At 26.8% G+C, this 18143-nt stretch carries 18 protein-coding genes; 8 read left to right on the top strand and 10 right to left on the bottom strand.

Features of this window, described 5'->3' with window-relative positions; translation table 11 throughout:
• Positions 1–39: 39 nt before the first annotated feature.
• Positions 40–870, top strand: a complete 831-nt coding sequence (locus KGF38_RS13705; protein WP_074178262.1) for a MerR family transcriptional regulator — start codon at positions 40–42, stop codon at positions 868–870.
• A gap of 16 nt (positions 871–886) precedes the next feature.
• Positions 887–1861: a CPBP family intramembrane glutamic endopeptidase gene (locus KGF38_RS13700; protein ID WP_074178263.1), complete on the top strand. Its 975-nt coding sequence runs from the start codon at positions 887–889 to the stop codon at positions 1859–1861.
• A gap of 122 nt (positions 1862–1983) precedes the next feature.
• Here the strand turns inward: KGF38_RS13700 and KGF38_RS13695 are convergent, their stop codons facing one another.
• A complete protein-coding gene (locus KGF38_RS13695; protein ID WP_074178264.1) occupies positions 1984–2607 on the bottom strand; it encodes a hypothetical protein in 624 nt (207 codons plus the stop codon).
• 54 nt (positions 2608–2661) lie between these two features.
• A complete protein-coding gene (locus tag KGF38_RS13690) occupies positions 2662–3741 on the bottom strand; it encodes an amidohydrolase family protein (RefSeq protein ID WP_074178265.1) in 1080 nt (359 codons plus the stop codon).
• A 206-nt stretch (positions 3742–3947) separates the two neighbouring features.
• Between KGF38_RS13690 and KGF38_RS13685 the strand changes: the two genes are divergently transcribed.
• The 4 genes from KGF38_RS13685 (at position 3948) to KGF38_RS13670 (ending at position 7547) form a co-directional block, all read left to right on the top strand.
• Positions 3948–5513, top strand: a complete 1566-nt coding sequence (locus KGF38_RS13685; protein ID WP_074178266.1) for a PucR family transcriptional regulator — start codon at positions 3948–3950, stop codon at positions 5511–5513.
• Positions 5514–5610: 97 nt separating this feature from the next.
• Entirely contained in the window at positions 5611–6018 is a 408-nt protein-coding gene (locus KGF38_RS13680) for a helix-turn-helix domain-containing protein (RefSeq protein ID WP_054269560.1), read from the top strand.
• 14 nt (positions 6019–6032) lie between these two features.
• Positions 6033–6365: a hypothetical protein gene (locus KGF38_RS13675; protein ID WP_054269559.1), complete on the top strand. Its 333-nt coding sequence runs from the start codon at positions 6033–6035 to the stop codon at positions 6363–6365.
• A 99-nt stretch (positions 6366–6464) separates the two neighbouring features.
• Positions 6465–7547, top strand: a complete 1083-nt coding sequence (locus KGF38_RS13670; RefSeq protein ID WP_079770223.1) for a DUF2185 domain-containing protein — start codon at positions 6465–6467, stop codon at positions 7545–7547.
• Between the two features lie 187 nt (positions 7548–7734).
• Here the strand turns inward: KGF38_RS13670 and KGF38_RS13665 are convergent, their stop codons facing one another.
• The 3 genes from KGF38_RS13665 to KGF38_RS13655 form a co-directional block, all read right to left on the bottom strand.
• On the bottom strand, positions 7735–9348 hold the full coding sequence (locus tag KGF38_RS13665) for a diguanylate cyclase (protein WP_074178267.1): 1614 nt from the start codon (positions 9346–9348) through the stop codon (positions 7735–7737).
• A 217-nt stretch (positions 9349–9565) separates the two neighbouring features.
• On the bottom strand, positions 9566–11053 hold the full coding sequence (locus KGF38_RS13660) for a sensor histidine kinase (RefSeq protein WP_176702446.1): 1488 nt from the start codon (positions 11051–11053) through the stop codon (positions 9566–9568).
• Positions 11043–11759 (bottom strand): response regulator transcription factor, encoded by a 717-nt coding sequence (locus tag KGF38_RS13655; protein ID WP_054269556.1) that lies wholly within the window; start codon positions 11757–11759, stop codon positions 11043–11045. The genes KGF38_RS13660 and KGF38_RS13655 overlap by 11 nt, the downstream gene beginning before the upstream one ends.
• A 480-nt stretch (positions 11760–12239) precedes the next feature.
• Between KGF38_RS13655 and KGF38_RS13650 the strand changes: the two genes are divergently transcribed.
• Complete coding sequence (locus KGF38_RS13650) at positions 12240–12659, top strand: hypothetical protein (protein WP_054269555.1); 420 nt, start codon at positions 12240–12242, stop codon at positions 12657–12659.
• An 89-nt stretch (positions 12660–12748) separates the two neighbouring features.
• Here KGF38_RS13650 and nagB read toward each other — a convergent pair whose 3' ends face one another.
• The 3 genes from nagB to KGF38_RS13635 form a co-directional block, all read right to left on the bottom strand.
• Positions 12749–13498 carry a glucosamine-6-phosphate deaminase gene (nagB, locus tag KGF38_RS13645; RefSeq protein ID WP_054269554.1) on the bottom strand — a complete coding sequence of 250 codons (750 nt, stop codon included), beginning with the start codon at positions 13496–13498 and terminating at the stop codon, positions 12749–12751.
• Positions 13499–13595: 97 nt separating this feature from the next.
• The gene (nagA, locus tag KGF38_RS13640; protein WP_074178268.1) at positions 13596–14729 is read right to left on the bottom strand and encodes an N-acetylglucosamine-6-phosphate deacetylase; all 1134 of its coding nucleotides are present in this window, start codon (positions 14727–14729) and stop codon (positions 13596–13598) included.
• 9 nt (positions 14730–14738) lie between these two features.
• Complete coding sequence (locus tag KGF38_RS13635; RefSeq protein WP_054269552.1) at positions 14739–15473, bottom strand: GntR family transcriptional regulator; 735 nt, start codon at positions 15471–15473, stop codon at positions 14739–14741.
• Between the two features lie 294 nt (positions 15474–15767).
• On the opposite strand from KGF38_RS13635, the gene KGF38_RS13630 reads away from it, so the two are divergent.
• Positions 15768–16610 carry a S1 RNA-binding domain-containing protein gene (locus KGF38_RS13630; RefSeq protein WP_054269551.1) on the top strand — a complete coding sequence of 281 codons (843 nt, stop codon included), beginning with the start codon at positions 15768–15770 and terminating at the stop codon, positions 16608–16610.
• 595 nt (positions 16611–17205) lie between these two features.
• Here the strand turns inward: KGF38_RS13630 and KGF38_RS13625 are convergent.
• Both KGF38_RS13625 and KGF38_RS13620 read right to left on the bottom strand, forming a co-directional pair.
• On the bottom strand, positions 17206–17469 hold the full coding sequence (locus tag KGF38_RS13625; protein ID WP_054276162.1) for a zinc ribbon domain-containing protein: 264 nt from the start codon (positions 17467–17469) through the stop codon (positions 17206–17208).
• 149 nt (positions 17470–17618) lie between these two features.
• The gene (locus KGF38_RS13620; RefSeq protein ID WP_054276161.1) at positions 17619–18005 is read right to left on the bottom strand and encodes a GNAT family N-acetyltransferase; all 387 of its coding nucleotides are present in this window, start codon (positions 18003–18005) and stop codon (positions 17619–17621) included.
• Between the last annotated feature and the right edge of the window lie 138 nt (positions 18006–18143).

Genomic DNA, 18143 nt, shown 5'->3' with positions numbered 1-18143 from the left:
ACTATACTGTAACAGGATAGTCAAGGAGGAATTTTAATTATGAGTCAAATTTCGAAAAATTATTTCACAACTGGAGAATTTGCAAAGATTTGTGGAGTCAACAAAAAGACGCTTTTTCATTATGATGATATAGGTCTTTTCTCTCCAGAGTTAAAGAAGGAAAATGGATACAGATACTACTCATACCATCAACTCAGTATTTTTAATATAATTTCTTCACTTAAGGAAATTAAAATGCCTTTAAAAGAAATTAAAACTTATATAGATAAACGGACTCCTAATTTGTTAATTGAACTTTTGGAAAAGAAAACTCTTGATATTAACAATGAAATTGAAAAATTGAATAATATTAAAGCTTTAATGGAATCTACTATTTCATTTACTAAAAAAGCATGTAACATAGATGCAAATACGATTACTTTAAAAGAACATGATGAAGAATACTTAGTCAAAACGAATCTTATTTATAAAGAACCCTTTATTGGAGATGATGATGAAAACTTTTTATATGAATGTATTAACTTTATGGATAGCTATGATTTAGGTGATGATGGTATGATTGGTTCAATCATTAAAGGCGAAGATATAATGAATAGAGATTTTGAGTCATATTCATATTTATTTACAAAAGTTAATAAAGACTATAAGAAATATCCTACATCAATCAAACCAAAAGGGCTTTATGTAACTGCTTATCATAAAGGAAGTTATGAAACTATTAATAAAACTTATGAAAAACTCTTAGAATTTTTCAATCAGAATAATTTATATATGGGAGACTTTGTTTATGAAGAATATCTCCTATATGATATAAGTGTAAGAGATTCTAATGAATATCTAACTCAAATATCAGCAGAAGTTAAAATGTAAAAGGAGATAAATTATTATGATAGAAAGTAATATAGCTGAGAAAAACAATGATAAAAAAAGAAACATTATAGAAGTTGTAATATTTTTTACAGTCACTTATGGTATATCACTATTATTCGGTATTCCTCTTTACTTTAAAGAATATATGAATCCAGAAATACTGGTAATATTTATGACTATATTACCAGCATCAGGAGTCTCAATAGCAAGACTTTATAAATATAAGAAAAATAATAAACATATCATACTCAACTATGTCATAATAGCTGACTTTTTATTATCTTTATCTCTAGTTATGTTAAAAGCTTTTGGAATAATCGATAATGAAACTATAAATTTAGGAATAAATATTTTAGTTTTATTTACTGGTATTGCAACTATATGTTATGTCTGTATAGAAGGTAAAGAACTTTATCCATTCAAAAACGAGAAAAAATCTATTAAATATATTTTTAGTTTTATAATAATAATTAATTTAAGCAAGTTTATAATGTTAGGGTGTAAAGATATCAATTTTATTAACTTAATTATGAATATATTCCTTATTTTTCCATACCTTGCAACTCAAAGTATTCTTTTTTTTGGTGAGGAATATGGATGGAGAGGATTTCTTCAAGAAAAAATGCAAATTAAATTTGGTAAACGAGCGGGAGTTATTTTGTTAGGGTTTATATGGGAATTATGGCACATACCTTTATGGTTTACAATTTATCATGTAGATGGTCTAGGTATATGTATCAGATTATTTTCTGTAATTAGTCTTTCTATATTTTTGGGTTACGTTTATATGAAAACTAAAAATATATGGACATGTGTTATGATTCATTTAATCAATAATACAGTCTTTTTAGATGCTGATTTGGATAATATATTTTTAAATTTTAATTCTTCAAATCTTAATTCAAATATTATATTAGGTTGTTTAATTTTTTCTGTAATACTTTCATTATTTATTTTTACTAAAGAATACAAAAGTGAATGTAAAGATTAATAATAAGAATAGCAAATTAAATAAATTCTTTATAATACTATTATCTAAAGCATACAAAAATTTATTTAAAAAGATGTAAGTAATTTTATATAAAATCACCTACATCTTTATTTATATTCAAACTAATTTCTAGAGTTATCTAATAGCCATTTATCTGCATCTTTATAAAGACTGTCAACCATCTCTGGTCTATCTATTCCAGGGAGTTCTTGATTTATTTTATATCCATCTGTACTAAGCATGTAAGAAAGACTTGCATATGAAGGTCTATAATCCTTTATATCTCCCTTAGAAATTTTGACATCCCCATCCTGATAAACAGGTAAAATTATATCTTTTTCATATATAGCATCCATAGATATTATATACCATATATCGTCTATCTTTTGAGTCTTATACAGAAACTTGACATCTGACTGAAGTTCAACTAAATTTCCATCTATTTCATTTCTAATATGGATAGCTCCCATTGTAATTGATACTGCCTTATCTTTATTTACCCAAACTAATGTATCACATATTTTATGTGGTGCATAAGATTTCATCTTACTTGACTCTTCTATGAACCCCTCTCCACTACCTTGATACCAAGATATTGAAACAGTAGATTCCTTTGCAAAGCATTTTTTCATTTCATCCCATAACGCATTATCTCTACAAAACCTTTCAAATTCTATAAGCTCTTTTACACTATTTTTATCCACTATATCTTCTATAGAATTCTTTCCTGGTCTACTTAATAACATATTCTCAATCTCCTTTTATATAAACTTCTTTTATTTTTAGCAATACTCAATTCATTATCTTACTTTATTACCCTTTATCCATACACCTTTTATATTTCTAGTTGCTACTATATTTTTAATTGGGTCACCTTCAACCATTACTAAATCAGCTCTTTTCCCCTCTCTTATTACTCCACGGTCATTAAGACCTAATAATTTTGCTGGTAAACTTGTTGCACTCTCAAGTACTTCAATTGTATTAATACCTGCTTTAACTAATAATTCAAATTCACGATGAAGAGATTCTCCATGTTTCACTATACTAACAGAATTTTTATCATTGTTTGCATCAGTTCCAGCTAATATCATCACTCCAGCTTTTTTCAATGTAGCTGTATTTTCTATTGCTGTTTCTAACCTAACATCTTCTCTTCCTGTAGCTTTCTTTATATTTGATATTATACTTTCCATCATAACTATAGTTGGAATTGATATAAGATTTTTCTCTTTTATCCTTTTGGCTACATCCTCAGATAATTTACCTATAAAAGGAATATGATTTATTACATCAACATTTGCTTTTTCTGCATATTCATAAGCTATAGTTGTAGGTGCATGAGCAAATACTTTTTTCCCATGTTCATGAGATATCTCAACTACTCTTTTTATTGTCTCAAAATCAAAAGCCGTTTTAGATGTTTTAGGGTCTTCTATTATGATTTTTACAAAATCTGCTCCTTGTTTAATTTGTTTCTTAGCAAAATTTTCAGCATCTTCAATAGTATGTATTTTACTATCTTTAAACCCCATTCCCATGAGATGAGGGTGAGATTCTGGTGCAACAGGTTCATATACACTACGAATATCAGTTAATCCGTCTAAATTTCTTAAAGATTCTACTACATCTTTACTATTAGTCGCCATATCAAGCATAGTAGTTATACCCCAATCAGTTGCGTCCTCCAAGTTTTTTAAACTATCCAAATGTATATGAGAATCAATAAATCCTGGAAGTAAAGTGCATCCTTCTCCATCTATAGTAATATCAGCTATTGTTTTTGATGATATAACACCATCTTTTATTACAACACTCCTTTGTTCTGAAAGTTTTTCTCCATCAAATATTTTAACATTCGTAATTTTAGTTACTGCCATACTCCACACTCCCTTTATTTTTATTTATTAAAAATCTAATTCTTATTTAATTAAAAATTTCTTACTTTGATATTTTCTTAATTTATATAACTAATTATATATAAATTAATTTACCTAAACTATGTGTTATAACCTAAACTTTGATGTAAAATATACTATATTGATTGTGCTATAGTACAATAAAGTATAACTAGAGGGGGTTTAGCATGAAATTAGCAGATTTAATGAAGGATATATCTCAATATATCTCAGTATTAAAGCCATTTACAGATGAATATATAGACATTACTAGCTTGAATATTTATAAGAATAATCAAACTGAATTTACTACTGGATGTTTATATTTAGGAAATATATCAGATATTACTGTGGATTTGAACAATATAAATTTTTTAGGTATATTTATACAAAATGAAGTTAACATTGATTTAGAAAGATACAATTTAAACTCAAATATTTGTATCATAAAATCAAAAAAAGAAAAGTATGACCTTTTTAGTGAATTGTTAAATATTATGAATCAAGAAATACATCTTAGTTTATGCTCTCAAAGGTTTTTTGATGTAGTTTCTGAGAATAAAGGCATACAATATTTAATTGATATAGCACATGAAGAATTTGGCTATCCTATGATAATTCGTGACTCTACCTTTAAAGTTTTGGCTTATTCTTACGATGTTAGTGATATATTACAACTTACTGAAGATTCTAATGGAGACAAATATTTAGACGAAGAAACTATAAATTACATAAAATATCAAAATATACATAAAAAAATACATTATAATAAATCTATTAAAGAAGAAAATAAACCAGACAACTGGCTTGGTACATTAATCTCATCCGTATGTGTAGAAGAAATTGAAATAGCTCATATAGCTATCTGTGAATGGAAAATTCCATTTAATGAATTTCACTTCAAATTATTAGAATCACTTAATAAAGCTTTATCTCTAGAACTACAAAAAAATAATCTATTTAATATAGATAAAAAACTTATTCCTAATTATATACTTTCTGATTTGTTAGAAAAAAAATATCTAGATGATGATACTATAAGCAGAAGATTTCATTATTTAAATTGGACTAAGTCAAATTCATTAAACATAATGGTGATAGTGAACAAAGATAATAATTACTTTGACAGTAAAGTTCCTTTTATTATGCAGTCTTTAAGTGCATTTATACCATCTAATAATTGTGTAGTATATAAGTCTGCTTTAGTTGTTTTTATTAATGATTCTTTAATTCATAATTTAATTGAGCATGAAAATAAAGAATTTATTAATTACTTAAAACTAAATTCACTTTATGCTGGAATAAGCCCAAGATTTTCAAAGCTATCTGATAGTTGGAAGTATTATATTCAAGCCAAAAAAGCTAGTGAAATTGCTCAAAAATATAACATAAACTTTTCTCCATTTGGGAAAAGCATACCATATATCCTCTACGAGCTACTTAGTGCCAACTATGATTTATATGACCTCAATCATCCTGCTGTGACCAAACTAATTGAAGAAGATAAAAAAAAAGGTTCTAATTTGTTAGAGACCTTAAAACAATATATCTACTTTAATAATTCGCCAAGCAAAGCAGCTGAAGTTTTAAATATCCATAGAAATACTCTGTTTTATAGAATTAATAAAATAAAAGAAATTACAGGTATTACACTAGACTATGCTGATGAAATACTTCAGATTTATATTTCTATAAAAATGATTGAAATTAACTCAAGAAATAAGACCTGTTTCAACACATATACAAGCATGTAAAAACATTTTGACACACTTAAATCACCATTGTAAAAGATATTTGATAGATTTTACCCTCTCAATATGACAAAATAATTATGAAAGGAGCGATAGCTACATGGAAATTGGAAAGAAACTGAAAAATGCTCGTATAAATTCTGGATTGACACAAGAAAAAGTTGCAGAAAAAATTAATGTATCACGACAAACAATTTCAAATTGGGAAAATGAGAAATCTTATCCAGATATTATAAGCGTTATCAAACTAAGTGATTTGTATTCCATTAGCTTAGATGAATTATTGAAAGGAGATAATAAAATGATTGAACATTTAGAAGAAAGTACAAATGTAGTTCATAGTAATAAAAAGTTAATAACTGCAATTATTATCAATATTATGTTACTTATTTTATTTGTGCTATTTAATAGATTTATACCAGACAACTACTACTTTATGGCTAGTGTATTTTGTATAGCAATAATAAGTTCATCAGCATTGTTCTACCAAATTATAAGAAAATTTTAGGAGGTGTACTCATTATGGAAGCGAATAAAACTATGCTTATTTTGATATGTTTTGCTGTAGCTCTTGTGGGTTCAGTTGGTGTTGTATATCAAATTTATCATATGACTGTGATTGATGCAAAAGCTCGTGGATTAAAACATCCTAAATTGTGGGGATTATTTGCTATGAATGGTAATAATTCGAGTGGTTTAATAATATACTTAATAGGTAGACGAAAATACCCTATTATAAATATGTCTAAAGAAGATTGCAAAGAAATTGAATCTAGAAAAAAATCAGTTGGAGTTGGATTGATTTTTTTGGCTATCAGCGCTATAGGTTTGGTAATCTGTATTACATTATTTTGAGTTAGAAAAATGCTAGCAAATGGCTAGATTAACTGTTTTTATTATCCACAAATAATAAATTATACTATTTTAAAACTATAAAAAGCAAGGAGAATTTATATGAAATTGTCTAATAAAAAGGAAGCGAAAGATGAAAAATCAGAAATGAAGCAGTATATAACTGGAGCAGGAGGTTGTATTGTCAGCAAATCAATTCTCAATGGTACATCAAAATTGAAGTGGCTTTTTAGAGAAGACAGTAAATTTGGAAATGGATGGATTGCTTTTGGAGATACAGATACACAAGAGTATATTGACAATCCTAAAAACATGACAATTATAGATTTTAATACTCTTATTAATATTGAACCAACTACTTTAAATATTTTTTATATGCCTATAGGAACAGACCTAGAATTTCGCTCTGATAAAAGTGGAAAATATTTTATTGACACAAACACAAGAAAAGAAATTAGAGAACTAGTTAAACATCCTGCACAAATAGCATTTGAAAAGAACCTAAAATTTTTAAATCAGGAAAATTATCCAGTAGAATTCTTTCAAAGCTTGTTTCAGAAAAGTGACAAACTTGAATCCTTAATTGTGGGAGAGACAGATTTTCCAAGTGGAGAAGTTGTCCTTGCAGACCCTCTTGCATACTTAGGTAGTGAATATGAAACTTATTTAGAAAGAAAAATACCATCTGGAAGTTATCCTGTAGAAATTTCTATCTGTCATTCTGAAATTGTAGGACTTAGAATTGTAGCAACTAGATTAATTATTAGTGACCAACAACCCATTAAATATGAAATTGCTATGCCAAAAGGAAAGAAAATCGATGACTTTGGACAAGCAGGAGCATGGACTTTCTTTGGTGTAGATACAGGATTAGCTTGCTTTTCAGATGCAAAGGTTGCAGAAAAATACAAAGAATTTATAATAAAATGGCAAAATGAAAATCCAGATAAAAATAAATATAACGATTATTTTTCAGCACTTTTTGAAAAAAGCTATGAAATGTATCCAAATGTACAGAATAAATATGGCAATTTTTTGATTTGGCAATTACCACAAACACCTTATAGATTAATTATGCTAACAAGTGGTATGGGTGATGGTATTTATAGTGGATACTGGGGACTTGATGCAGATGGAGAAGCCACAGAACTTATAATACCATTTATGAATCCTACATATTTTTAAACCATAAAACTTATTGCCAATTTGGTTTTAATAAATGGAATTGTTTTAAAATACATAATACTTAATTATACATGAAAATAAGGCTATGCTTTTTATAGTCATAGCCTTTAACAAATACTTACAAATTCACTACATGAGTCAACTTTTTTAATAATTTAACTATATACTCAAACTATATCTTCTAAATTCACTGTATGTATAATTCTTCTTCAAATAAACAGTAAGAATTTTTTCCAGAAGCCTTCACATTATAAAGAGCTCTATCTGCATTTTTAAACAATTCTAAAAATGAATTTCCATTTTGAGGATGTCTTGCAATACCTATACTAACAGAAGCCTCAAAGCTAAAACTTAAATCATTGTAGTTCTCATAAAGTACTCTATTTAATTCTTTAGCTTTTTTATGCAAATTTACTTCTGAATGATAATCTTGCATATATACTACAAATTCATCCCCACCAATTCTTCCAACTAAATCTTCATTCCCAAAACTATCTTGTATCTTCTCAGCAAAGGTTTTTAATACAAAATCACCAAATGGATGTCCAAAATTATCATTTATTTCCTTAAAATCGTCCAAATCAATAATGAATAATGCATCTTTTTTATTACTTTTATTTGTAGATATAACTTCTTCTACTAATTTTTCAAAGGTTCCTTTATTGTATATATTTGTCAATGAGTCACTTTCTGCTCTAGTTTTCAACTCTTCGTATTTTTTTATATCGCTATCTACATCTACAATTACACCTACAACCTTCAAAAGTTCATTTTCATCATTAAAAATCTTGGTTACTGATGTCCTACACCAAAGGTATTCGCCATCAGATTTTTTTAAACGATAGATTATTTGATTATGTTTGTTATTTTCTTTAATACACTTAAGAAACTCTTCAAATCCCCTATAATCTTCATGATGAACTAATTCTTTATCCATAATCTCTTTTAAAAGATTGTCACATTTATTACTGTATCCAAATTTTTCATTCCATGCTTGAGATACAAATGATTTATTTTCTTTAGCATTCCATTCAAAGACAACAGAATCAGTCTGTTCAACAATAATTTTATAACGTTCATTACTAAGCCTTAATTCTTCCTTATGAATTATTTCTTGCTCAAGTATTTCATAGTTCATAGATAATTTAGTTTTATCTATAATAGATTTAAATAGATAAAACACAATAAAATTAATATATAAAATGCCAACACTTGATATTAAGTTTAGAAACTTTAAACTTTCAGAACTAAAAAACTTATTTGTATCAAATATAGAAACAGTCAGAAATAAGCTTAATAAAGGTATTGCAAGTAGAGTAATCCAATATTTTATTGGCATATCTGAATGTACATCTTTTTTAAATAAACAAACAATTTTGCATATAAATAAAAAAACTATCTTAGATAAAATTGTGGCTAGTACTCTTATAGTATTGTTTTCAAACATTATTTCGAAGCCTTCTTTTATAAATAAAACAAAAATACTTGTTACCACAATTTCTGATAATATAAAGAATACATTTAATAAAACAGTAGCAAACAATCGTGTCTTTATATTTCCTTCATATAAAAATGATGATGAAAAAATAAGGATGAAAATTAAAGGTGTTGTGATTATAGGATTTAAAGTTATTAAATTACAGGCTCCTAAGCATATTATAAAACCCCATCTAGCATATCTTACAGCTCTTGTATATCCTTCTTTCTGACCTAAAAAATCTGATAAAAACATATGGACAACAAAAGCTTCAAAGATAACTGTTACTAAATTTGTAATATCAAAAAGCAGTTGTTCTTTCATACATATTTTTTATAAAATAAGAAGCTTACTTAAACTAAATACACTTCAGATTTTATTTTTCCTTTCTGCATATATATTTAAGCATCTACCTTAATTGTCAACCATTATAATATATGTCAGCTTAATATTGTTCTTTTTTCAACAGTATACAATAGATATATGTAAAAAACAACTTCAAATATTGACATATTTTCTTTAATATATATCAATATTATCTTTATAACTTAAATACTATAGTAAACTTAGCTCCTTTTTTACCATTTTCAGCATATATACGTCCACCATGTTTATTTACAATAGATTTAACTATTGATAATCCAATTCCATGATTTCCCCCAACCCCCTTATAAAATCGTTCAAAAATATGAGGTAAATCGTCTTTATTAATACCAATCCCATCATCTTCAACTACAACAACTATATTTTTTTGATTATATTTACATACGATTTTAATTTCACTCTTAGCATACCTTAAAGCATTTTCTATAAGATTCATAAATGCTTTGGATACATTTTTTTCATCACATTCAAATAGAACCATTTCTTCATCAAACTCATAAATAAATTTTATACCTTTATTTGTCGCTCTTACATTTTGTCTAGAACCACAGTTTGAAAGTACTTCCCTTAAATCACATTCTACAAGGTCATAATCTCTAGTTATATTATCAATTTTAGATATATATAACAAATCTTCGACCATATCACTCAATCTATCACTTTCTTCAAGTATTATATCACTTGCATGTTTGCTATCTATTACATTATACTTTATGGCTTCTGCATAACCTTTAATGGACATAAGTGGAGTCCTAAGTTCATGAGAAGCATTTTGAAAAAATATTTTTTGTTCATTATCATACTTATCAAGATATTCAGCACTCTTATTCATAATATTTGAAAGTTCTACTAATTCCTTATCTGAAAAGTCAAAGTAAGTTCTTTTAAAATCCCCATGACCCATTTTTTTTGCAAAACCACACAACTCTTTTATAGGTTTAGCAATTTTCTCAGATAAAACTACAGCTGTAAATATTGCTAATATCCCAGCAAAACACATTACAAATATCAATACAATGTTTATCTTTTGAACTAGATTTAAAGTTTTTGATATATCTATAAAAAGAATCAAATACTTATCTTGTTCTCCATATATACTAGTTATTTTTACAGTCGAAATATAGTAATCCTTACTTCCAGTAGAGATACGTGTGTTTTCATCTGAGTTTAAGTCTAGTTTTTCATTTTGGATACACTTTTTAATCGATTCCATCTCATCAATATTCTTTAAAAAATCATCCTCTCTTGTTGGAAATATCAAGTTATACTTCGAATCAATCACCATAGCATCAGCATCTGATTGTGTTTCTGCCATCCTAACTTTATCTTGTACATTTCTCATAAAATTAGATAATGCTTTTGGCGGAAGCTTTCCATCATCTTGAGGAGGCTTGATAGGTCTAAAATTACTATCCATATGTTCTACTATTTCTGTAGATTTTGTTAGCTCTTCATTTGCAGTAGTTTTTATGTATGTATCAAGCAATACATTAAAAGATACTAATATTATCATAAAAACTACAATTATTAAACACAATATACTCAATAAAATCCTAGTTTTTATACTTATATTTTTCCTTGAAAATTTTAATTTAAGTATGGATTTAATCTTAGTTGTTCTCTTTTTATCATTTTTATTTTCCATCTGAATTTTTCTCCTTTAATCTAAACCCAAACCCCCAGACAGTTTCTATCAAAATATTTGTATCTAAAATTTTTTTACGTAGTCTCTTTACCGTATCATCAGCAGCTCTTGTCTCAACTTCAATATCATATCCCCATATTTTATTTAATAATTCATCTCTAGAAACTGCCCTGTCTCTATTTTCAAACAAATAGGTTAATAAGTTGTATTCATTTGGTGTTAAGTCTATATTGTCACTTTTATTTGTAACGATTTTATTCTTTTTATTTATTGTTATATCACCAAATTTTAATTCCATATCTACAGAATCACCATACTTATCATAAATTTGTTTCTTTTCAAATTCTATCCTTCTAAATATCGACTTTACTCTCATAACTAAAGACATTGGGCTAAATGGCTTTGTAAAATAATCATCACTACCCAAAGTTATCCCTGTAATATAATCTATATCTGTATCTCTTGCAGTAAGCATGATTATTGGAACAGTACTCTTCTCACGAAGTTTTGTACATACATCAAAACCACTTAAACCAGGCATCATTATATCTAGGATTACTAAGTCACACTCTTTTTTATTAAATTGCTCTAAAAGTTCATCACCTGTTTTAAAATCCATAACATCATGGCCTTCATTTTTTAAGAATGTCTTTACCAAATTTCTTATATTATCTTCGTCATCTGCTATATAAATTAACTTATTCATACACTCACTCCTTAATAAACTCTTAATTTAAATTAAATAGTATAAATACATTGATTAAACAATAAAATCCCAATCTGTAAGATAAATAATATTTTTTACTATATTTAAATTATATCAGCTTTTTATGCTACATTAGTTTTAAAATTGTTTAGATTTTAAGGCAATTTTAAGGCAAAAACAAATTATTATAGAATTTATCAGACTCAGTACAAATTGTTATAAAATAATAATCCAACTTCTAACTATATTTATTCATTTTCTAGCAAAACCGATATTTCTCAGACTTTTTGTTGAATATTCAAATAATTAATATTATAGTTATATTAAGTAATACAGTTTACTTCAAGCATAAAAAAAATTTATTCATATATCATACTTATTCAATCCTCAATTAATTTTATGGATTTCTTAAACTCATTTACAAAATTATATTTCAACAAAATAAAACTAGGTAAAGTATCTATGAAGGGAGAATTTAAAATGAAAAAAGCTCTTAGATATCTTTTATTTCTAATTATTCTATTAAGTATGTATTTTTTAGCTGTTAAATTGAATTTTGACTTCTATCGTAAATTTGGCACTGGTTTTATGCAAGATTTTAAAAAATTTATTTTTATTAATTTAATCTCCTCTGGTAGCATTGGTTTATTGTTAGGAACTGAATTATTTATTAAGGAGTATAAAAAAAATGGCAGTTGGTATCTTGATATTCCAAGATTAATCTTTCTTTGCCTTCCATCTTTTTTACTAACATTAATGCCTGTATTAATATTTATGTTTCCAGTTGGTAATATTCCAATTATAGGTAGTTTTATTATGCTTGACCGAATACCACTTAATATAATAATTTTCAATATATTATTTGGATACTTTTTGATAACGAGTTTTCGTAAAAAGTAATAACTAAATAACTTAAATAAAAATAGCTATCTTTAAATAAATTTTATTATTTAAAGATAGCTATTTTTTACTTAAATCTAATTATATTCTTATACTAATTTATAATCTTTTGGACTCAGTTTACTTGCTGCTGCTTCATCTACTATAACTATAGTATCTTTGTGAAGTTGAAGTATAGAACCAGGAACTTCTGGAGTTATATCTCCATAAACAGTTTTGTATACTGCATCAGCTTTTTCTTCTCCTGAAGCTAAAAGTAATATTTTTTTAGATTTTAATATTGAACCAATTCCCATACTTACAGCTTTTTTAGGGACATCTTCTCTTGATTCAAAGAATCTTGCATTAGCTTCTATTGTAGATTCTGTAAGTTCAACTACATGAGTTCTTTTTGCAAATTTATTGTCAGGCTCGTTAAAACCTATGTGAGCATTACGGCCTATTCCAAGTACTTGTACATCTATACCACCAGCTGCATCTATAGAAGCTTCATAATTTATACATTCTTCTTCAATATCATCAGCCATTCCATTTGGTAGATGAGTATTCTCTAACTTTATATTTACATGATTAAATAGATTCTCTTTCATAAAATAATCATAGCTTTGGTCATTAGATACTGGTAACTTATAATATTCATCTAAATTAAAGCTTATTACGTCTGAAAAATCTACTATGTTATCGTTATATTTTTTTACTAAATCTCTATACATACCTACTGGTGTACTTCCTGTAGCTAGTCCTAATATTGAATTTGGTTTTAAAACTATTTGAGCTGCTATCATCTCAGCTGCTTTTTTACTCATTCCATCATAATCTTTACATACTAATACTCTCATCTTGTTCCTCCTAAATTTTAGCTAATACTTTAATTGATATAAATTCAATTTACTATTTTTTACGTTACTTTTACATTCTTTGAAGTTTGTTTTTATATTATATATTTTTATATACTACTTCGCCTAAACAAAGAGTCATCTTGCAATCTAAATTCTCATCAAATATAGCTATATCTGCATCCTTACCTATTTCTAGACTTCCTTTTTTGCCATTTATACCTAAAGATGTTGCAGGATTTAAAGATGCTAAATTAATAGCTTCATTAACTTTAAGATTTGTATTATCTAAGAAGTTAAATACCATTTTATTTAAAGATAATACACTTCCAGCTAATGCTCCATTTTCAAGTCTAGCTTCATTCCCCTTAACAATTACTTTCTGACCTCCAAGGGCATAATCTCCATCTTCAAGCCCACCAGCTTCTATAGAGTCTGTTATCAAAATAAGTCTTTCTTTCCCTTTATTATTCAATATAAATTGAAATAAATCTTTATTTATATGGATTGTATCTGCTATTAATTCACTATATACATTAGTTGTAAGTGCTGCACCAACAACACCTGGGTCTCTATGATTTAAACCAGTCATTGCATTAAACATATGAGTTACATTTGTTACGCCTAAGTTTATAGCTTCTTTAGCTTGCTCATAATTTGCATTACTATGACCAATAGATAATACTATATCTGTACATCTTTTTATTTCTCTAGTAAAATCAAAATCAATGTCCTTCTCTGGAGCATAAGTTATAACTTTTATAACATCTTTATATTCTTTGATAAATTCATATTTTGAATTTATTATAAATTTTTCGTTTTGTGCTCCTTTATAATTTTCATTTATAAAAGGTCCTTCTAGGTGTGCACCTAATACCTGTGCTCCTTCAAGTTTTCTATTTTGGGCTTTTTTTATAATTTCAAGCGCATCATAAACATGTTCTTTATCCATAGTCATTGTAGTTGGAAGAAAAGAAGTTACTCCATGTCTCATTATTGATTTTGAAATTATCTCAATAGATTCATCAGTAGAATCCATCGTATCTTTACCCATATTTCCATGTATATGAATATCAATAAGCCCTGGAGATATATACTTTCCATCAACATCTATAACTTCACAATTATTTGGTACACTATCTGCTATATCAATTATTTTTTCATCAAATACGAGTACTTTATTTTCCAAGATTTGATTTTTTAATATTATCTTTCCATTAATTAAACATTTCATATTATTCACCTACTCACTCAATACTATTTCATATTGATATTTATCTGTTCTAAATATTGATATGGTATATTCTATAGGATTACCTTCTCTATTATAAGAATTTCTATGAAGTTTAAGAGCCAAAGCACCTTCTTCTGTCTCCAAAAGTTTACTTTCTTCATCAGAAAGTATTATTGGTTCCATTACTTGCTCAGCTTTTTGTATCTTATAACCATATTTTTCATTTAACACTCTATATAATGAAGAATTATCTAATATCCCTTTTGTAAGACCCTTACACATTTCTTCTGATAGATATACTATTTCCAATCCAAATGGCTCTCCATCAGTATATCTAAGTCTAACAATCTTATATATATTTGTTGTATTATCACTTATTCCAAGTTTTCTTTTAACTAAATCATCAGGTAGTTCCATTTCAAAGGATAATATATCAGTTTTTATATTTACTCCCTTTTCTTTCATAACATCAGTAAAACCTTTTACGTTTGAAAACTGATATTTTTTTTTTTGCTTTGCAACAAATGTTCCTTTACCTTGTACTCTATAAAGAAGTCCTTCTGTAACTAATCCAACAATCGTTTTATTTACTGTCATACGACTTACATTTTGTATGTTGCAAAGTTCTCTTTCTGGCATTATTGCATCGCCTTCTTTAAGTTCGCCAGTTTCTATCATATTTCTTATTATTGAACTTAATTGAGTATGCAATGGTATGTTACTAGATTTATCTACTATTTTCATATAGTCACCACTTTTCGATATGGTATATACCAATTTTGGTATATACCAATTATACTTTAAAAGAAATTTTATTTCAATAGTTTTTAACTTATTTTGTAAAAATTTTAGTAAAATCTAAAGACAAAAAAGAAATTGAAGTTTATACTATATAAGAAGCTAGAGAATTGCAAAATACATAGATAACTACATTATTTATTACAAATTTCACTAATACTAATACATATACTGTGAAAAACTACTATATAAGTATATTATGGCTAAATTATAAATATAAAATGAGAGGATGATTTTGATTTGATAAACATAGGTGATTTTAATAAACTTACGGTAAAAAGAAAAACTGAATTTGGATATTTTTTGGATGGACAGACTAATAATACAAAAGACGATATACTTCTTCATAATAGACTAATTGGAAAAAATGAAATAAATATAGGTGATGAGGTAGATGTTTTCATATTTAAAGATTCTGATGATAGAACTGCTGCCACTTTAATTCCTCCTTTAGCTAAGGTTGGAGATGTAGCACACTTGAAAGTAGTTGACAATACAGATATTGGAACTTTCATAGATATGGGACTTTCTAAGGACATACTAGTTCCTTTTAAAGCTAAAACTTATCCATTATTTAGAGATGAAAAATATTTATTTTATATATATTTAGATAAAAGTAAAAGAATTGCTGCCACTACAGATATAGATTCGTATTTATCAACAGACCATACTTACAATGTTGGAGATGTTGTAACTGGAATTGTATATGGATTCCAAACTAATAATTCTGCCATGATATGTGTCGATAATAAATATGCTGGTGTAATACTTCATAATGAATACTTTACTGAATTAAAAACTGGCGATGTTCTTGAAAATTTACATGTTATAAAGGTATATGAAGATGGAAAACTAGGTCTCTCTCCTAGAGGAAATAGAAAAGATGAACTTGATACTTTAGAAAATAAAATCTTAAGTTATTTAGAAGGTTCTGATGGATACATGAGATTTAATGATAAATCTGACCCTAAAGATATTTCTATATTATTTAATTCAAGTAAAAAGAATTTTAAAAGAGCTCTTGGAGTACTTATGAAAAAAGGATTAATCTATCAAGATGAAGAAGGAACTTATTTAAAATAGAATATTTAGATTTAAATTCTTATACTACTATATACTGATTGTAACTACATTGTTTTTGTAAAAAAGTATTGAACTCAATAAAATTTGCACAATAAAAAATCGAAGTAAAAATGAAAAATATTTTCTATTTACTTCGATTTTTTAAGTTTAACTATTTAGGAGAAATACACATGGATTTAATTCAGTTAAAAATAAAAAAAGATAATTCTCTAATAAAGTACATTAAGATTATCAGAAAATTTGATAACTCCTTATCTGTTAATGTTATTAAGGAAACTTATCTTCACTAGAATTTCTGGATAATTGGCTAAAGACTCTTAATCAAATAAATCTTGAGGTAGAAAAAGACATAGCTAGAGAAATAGAGTAGAAAAAATATATTTTATACTTTGAAATTTGAGAATAATGTAGATTTAAACATACAATAAGCGCTAGACTCTAAACCAACAAATAGTGGTATGCTATGAAGCATACCACTTGTTATTAATATCATTATTCTTCTGCATATAATTCCTTGTAAACTTACCTAATACATTATAAATAAACCTACTAATGTATGCAGAATCAATATATTTATTATTAATTTTGTATAAATTTACTTCCAACGCTTTAATGTCGGAAAGAACTTGTTCATCATTGTTCTTGCTTCATCTTCAGTCATATCCTTATTAGTTTGAATCATATGAGGTACACAAATCTCTATCATCTCTTCCATGCTTACATCAGCTGTAAATTCACCATCTTTGAAACAATAACTACAATAATCAGTACTTTTACTTCCATCTTTATTTGTCCCATATAATTCATCAGTTTGTCCCATTGGCATTGCACAACATTGGCAAAATTTAATTTCTTCCATTTTAAATCACTCCTTGTACTTTTCTTTGGCTCTTAACCATATTCAAATTATATCAATACTAATATGACATGTTTATGTCATATTAATAATAAAAAATGAAATAATTCCACTAAAATATTGTACTTTTAAGATGATTGAAAACTGGAACTTTAATAACTATCTTTCTTTTTTATTATGTAGGATTGTAGACTCTTTTGACATCCATTTTTTTCATAGAAATCTTCTACTCCTGGCTGTGCACCAAAATATAGCATAGTTGGGGTATTCTCTTTAGCAAGCTGAAAAAGCTTGCTACCAATGCCTTGTTTCTGATACTCTGGAAGAACAAGCAATTCTGTAATTGTTCCAAAATAATAACCATCTGAAAGAATTCGCAGACATCCTACAAGCACTTTATCATTATAAGCAGTTATATTCAAAGTTTTTGATAATGCAGTCTGTGTTTCATCCATATCATAATCTCCTGGCCATATCCTATTGACGAATGGTATAAACATTGAGGCATTAAGTTCTTGGTCATTAACTTTATATTCCATTATCTCTTGCACCTCCATAAATTTTAATTTATTAATTTATAATATTAACATTATATCATTCCCACATAGACACAACAATAAAAATCAGCATGCCTACATTTTCTAACACGTTTAATCATAAAGATATGTATGTAAAGG

The sequence above is a fragment of the Clostridioides sp. ZZV14-6387 genome, from assembly GCF_020657835.1.
Lineage (GTDB): Bacteria > Bacillota > Clostridia > Peptostreptococcales > Peptostreptococcaceae > Clostridioides > Clostridioides difficile_A.
The sequence above is the reverse complement of the archived record's forward strand: the minus strand, read 5'-3'. Positions and strand labels throughout refer to the sequence as shown.